This window comes from Micromonospora sp. NBRC 101691 (genome assembly GCF_030269285.1).
GTDB lineage: Bacteria > Actinomycetota > Actinomycetes > Mycobacteriales > Micromonosporaceae > Micromonospora > Micromonospora echinospora.
Map to the genome: position 1 here is coordinate 1 of NZ_BSTB01000042.1, position 4,350 is coordinate 4,350.

General features: G+C 73.1%; 1 protein-coding gene. It reads right to left on the bottom strand.

Translation table 11 applies throughout. The features are described 5' to 3' along the window. Window positions 1-4,306: SDR family NAD(P)-dependent oxidoreductase (locus QSK20_RS31815; protein WP_285792303.1), on the bottom strand; the 4,306-nt coding region annotated here is incomplete at its 3' end. Between the last annotated feature and the right edge of the window lie 44 nt (window positions 4,307-4,350).

Here is a 4,350-nt window from a genome sequence, read left to right on the forward strand (position 1 = left end):
CGACATCAGCGACACCCAGGCGGGCGTTGGCGAGAGCCTGCCGGATCACCCGCTGCTGCGACGGACCATTCGGCGCAGTCAAACCGTTCGACGCACCATCCTGGTTCACCGCCGTACCCCGCACCACCGCCAGAATCCGACGACCATCCCGCTGAGCATCGGAGAGCCGCTGCACCAGCAGCACACCCACACCCTCCGACCAGCCGGTCCCGTCCGCGCCCTCGGCGAACGACTTGCACCGACCGTCCGGGGCGAGGCCGCCCTGCCGGGAGAACTCCACGAAGGTGGCGGGGGAAGCCATGACCGTGACGCCACCGGCGAGGGCCAGGTCGCACTCACCCGACCGCAACGACTGCGCCGCCAGATGCAACGCCACCAACGACGACGAACACGCCGTGTCCACGGTGACCGCCGGCCCCTCGAACCCGAACGAGTACGCCACCCGCCCCGACAGCACGCTGGTCGCGTTGCCGGTGAGCAGGTGTCCGCCGACCTCCTGGTCGCGGCCCATCGCGGTCGAGGCGTACCCCTGGAAGCTGGCACCCGCGAAGACGCCGACCCGTTCGCCCTTCAGGCGGGACGGGTCCACCCCGGCTGATTCGATCGCCTCCCAGGAGACCTCCAGCAGCAGTCGCTGCTGCGGGTCCATGGCCAGGGCCTCACGGGGCGAGATGCCGAAGAACTCCGCGTCGAAGGCACCCGCGTCGTAGACGAAGCCACCCTGGCGGGGGAAGGACGCGTCGGTGAGCCTGCCGTCGAGGAAGCTGTCCCAGCCCCGGTCGAGCGGGAAGTCGGAGATGCCGTCCCGGCCGGTGGTGAGCAGTTCCCAGAGGCGGTCGGTGGTGTCGACGCCGCCGGGCAGGCGGCAGCCCATGCCGACGATGACGATCGGGTCGTCGTCGGCCGCGACGGTCCGGTTCTCCGCCACCGTCGCCGCCGGCGTCCCGGTCAGTTCGGCGCCGAGGTGGGTCGCCAGGGCCAGCGGCGTCGGGTGGTCGAAGACCAGGGTGCTGGGCAGGGCGAGGCCGGTCTCGGTGGTGAGCCGGTTACGCAGCTCGACGGCGGTGAGCGAGTCGAAACCCTGACGTTGGAACGCCCGATCGGCCGGTACGGCGTCCGACGCCGCATGCCCGAGCACGGCGGCAGCCTGAGCCCGGACAAGGTCCAGCAGGTACGCGTCCCGCTCGACGGTCGTCATACCGGCGAGCCGGCGGCCGAGTCGCGTGCCGTCGCCGGTGTCTCCGTCGGCGTCGGTCTGCGCGGGTCGCGCCTCGGGGATCTCGTCGAGCAGAGGGCTGGGACGCAGCGCGGTGAAGGAGGCGGCGAACCGGTCCCACACCACGTCGGCGACCACCACCGAGACGTCGTCCCGGTCCAGGGCACCCTGCAACGCGGTCACCGCCAGCTCCGGAGCCATCGCCGGCAGACCACGCCGGGCCAACTGCTCCTGCGCCTCGCCCTGCACGGCCATGCCTCCACCGGCCCAGGGCCCCCAGGCGACGGCGGTGCCGGCGGCCCCCCGGGCGCGTCGCCGCGCGACCAGCCCGTCGAGGTACGCGTTGGCCGCCGCGTAGCCGGCCTGTCCCGCCGAACCCCACACCCCGGCGATGGACGAGAACACCACGAACGCGTCCAACCCGTCCGGCAGCAACCCGTCGAGGTGGGCCGCGCCGTCGACCTTGGCCCCGAGCACGTCGGACAGTTCGTCCTGGCTGACGTCAGCGAGAGGGGTGAACTGGGGAGCTCCGGCGGTGTGCACGACGGCGCGGACGGAGTCGCCCTGCTCGGCCAAGCCGTCCAGCAGCGCCGCGACCTGAGTCCGGTCGGCCACATCACAGGCCGCCACGGTCACCCGCACACCCGACGCCCGCAACCGCTCCGCCAACTCCACCGCCCCCGGAGCCCGCTCACCCCGACGACTCGTCAACACCACGTGACCGGCACCCGCACCGACCGCCCACTCGGCGACCCGCGAACCGAGCGCCCCCGTACCACCGGTGACCAGCACCGTCCCCGACAGCCGGAAACCCCGACGCACCGGATCACCCGAAGCCCGCACCAACCGCCGGACGAACACCCCCGACGACCGCACCGCGACCTGGTCCTCGGCACCGGCCGTCAACGTCCCGCAGAACCGGCGGACCACCTGCGCGTCCACCACCTGCGGCAGATCCACCAGGCCACCCCACCGACGCGGCTCCTCCAACGCCGCCACCCGACCGAGGCCCCACACCGCAGCCCCGACCGGATCCATGGGCTCGTCGCTCCTGCCCACCGACACCGCGCCCCGGGTCACCCACCACACCCGGCCGCCGGTCCCGCTGTCACCGCACGCCTGCACCACCGCCAGCGCCGCACCGACACCCGCACCCGCGAGCGACAGCAACGACACCACTCCGGCGAGGTCACCCGGGTCGGTCACGGCGGTACGCAGCCGCTCGGCCACCTCGTCGCGACTCAGGGCCGTCGGGTCGAGGACCACTGTCAAGACCTCGGCACCGTGCGCGGCCAGGCCCTCGGCCACGGGGTGGTCGGCCTGCGTCGGCGGCGCCAGCACCAACCAGGTTCCGGTCAGATCCGCCTTCGGTACGGAAGCCGTCGGTCGCCATTCGATACGGTAGCGCCAGGAGTCGGCGGTGGAACGCTGCTGCCCCGCCCGCCGCCACCGAGCCAGCCTCGGCAGCAGCGCACTCAACGGCTCGTCCGCGTCGAGCCGGAACTCCTCCCCCAGCCCGGCCAGATCCTCCCGCTCCACCGCCGCCCAGAACCGCTCGTCGACGTCACCGTCCCGCCGCGATGCCGTACCCCCGGTGGCCGTCACCTCCGGCCAGTACCAGGTGCGCTGGAAGGCGTACGTGGGCAGGTCGACCGTGCGGGGCTGCTTCCCGTCCTGGGTGAACCAGCCCGTCCAGTCCACCGCAGTGCCCGTCACGTGCAGCCGGGCCAGCGCGGTGACCAACGCGGCCGTCTCCGACTGGTCCCGCCGCGACACCGGGATCAGGTGCACCGTCCGGTCGGTCGGGATGTCGGCCGCCATCGGCGTCAACGTCGCGTCCGGCCCGACCTCCAGGACCGTGCTCACCCCCAGCCCGTACAGCGTGGCCACCCCGTCGGCGAACCGCACCGCCTCCCGGACGTGCCGCACCCAGTACTCCGGGCTGGTGATCTCGGACGGATCCGCCACCGCCCCGGTCAGGTTCGACACGATCGGCACCCGGGGCGCAGACCAGTCCAGGCCGACGATGGCGGCACGGAACCCGTCGAGCATGGGTTCCATCCACCGCGAGTGGAACGCGTGACTCACCGGCAACCGCTTGGCCCGCCAGCCCCGCCCGGCGCACAGCTCCGCCACCCGATCCAGGTCGGCCACCGGCCCGGACAGCACCACCGACGCCGGACCGTTCACCGCCGCGACGTCGACATCGTCACCTGCGACAGCCCGGACCTCGGTCTCAGTGGCACCGACCGCCAGCATCGCCCCACCGGCGGGAAGTGCCTGCATGAGCGAACCCCGGGCCGCCACCAGAGTGCACGCGTCCTCCAGCGAGAGCACCCCGGACACGTACGCCGCGGTCACCTCACCGATCGAATGACCCGCCACGACGTCGGCCGTGACACCCCACGAGGCGAGCAGCTCGTACAGCGCCACCTCCACCGCGAACAGACCCGCCTGGGTGTACGCCGTCCGGCCGAGCAGCCCGGCCAGCTCGGTGCCCTCCCCGGCGAACACCACCTCCCGCAGCGGGTGTGCGAGCCGGCCCTCGAACAGGGCACACACCCGGTCGAACGTCTCCGCGAACACCGGGAACCGGTCGTGCAGCTCCCGTCCCATACCGGGCCGCTGCGCGCCCTGACCGGCGAACACCAACGCCCGGCGGCCCGACACCACCCCGTCGGTCACCACGCCGGGAGCCGACCCGCCCTCGGCAAGGGCAGTCAGCGCCGCGACCAGATCATCGCCGCCGGCACCCAGCACCACCGCCCGGTGTTCCAACGCCGCCCGCGTCGCCGCCAACGACCAGCCCACATCGATCGGGGACAGCCCCGGGTGGTCCTGGGCGAAGCCGGCCAGCCGACCCGCCTGCCCCGCCAGGGCCTCCGCCGACCGCGCCGACACCAACCACGGCACCACCGGAAGGTCGCCAGCCGCTGGTCCGGTCTCCAGCGACGCCACCACCGGCTCCGGCACCGGTTCGGCTTCCGGCTGTTCGAGGATGACGTGGGCGTTGGTACCGGAGATACCGAACGACGACACCGCCACCCGACGCGGCCGATCCACCACCGGCCACGGCCGAACCTCGGTCACCAACTCCACCGCACCCGCCGACCAGTCCACCCTCGACGACGGCA